This window comes from Faecalibacterium sp. DFI.5.82, from assembly GCF_029076575.1.
In the GTDB taxonomy this organism is placed as follows: domain Bacteria; phylum Bacillota; class Clostridia; order Oscillospirales; family Ruminococcaceae; genus Faecalibacterium; species Faecalibacterium duncaniae.
In genome coordinates this window covers 1-327 of sequence record NZ_JARFIS010000283.1, presented here as the reverse complement: position 1 = coordinate 327, position 327 = coordinate 1, and the positions used below count along the sequence as shown (strand labels likewise).

At 61.5% G+C, this 327-nt stretch carries 1 pseudogene; it reads left to right on the top strand.

Annotated elements, in window-relative coordinates:
* Nucleotides 1-327, top strand: a pseudogene (locus P0G09_RS16620) (radical SAM protein); the annotation flags it as partial.

Here is a 327-nt window from a genome sequence, read left to right as displayed (position 1 = left end):
ACGAGATCGACCGCAACATCAAGATGCACATCTCGCCCATCAACATTACGGAGCACACCACCAACCCCCAGCTCCGTGTCCGGATGCAGGCCAACAAGCGGGGCGGCGAGGTTCTCAAGTACCTGCCCCGTCTGGTGGAGGGCGGCATCGCCGTCAACTGTCAGCTGGTGCTCTGCCGGGGCATCAACGATGGCGAAGAGCTTCGCCGCACCTTGGGCGTCCTGCTGGAGCTGACCCCTATGGTGCAGAGCATTGCCGCTGTGCCCTGCGGTGTGACGGATTACCGACAGAATCTGTTCAAGCAGTCCCCCTATGATGCCGAGACCA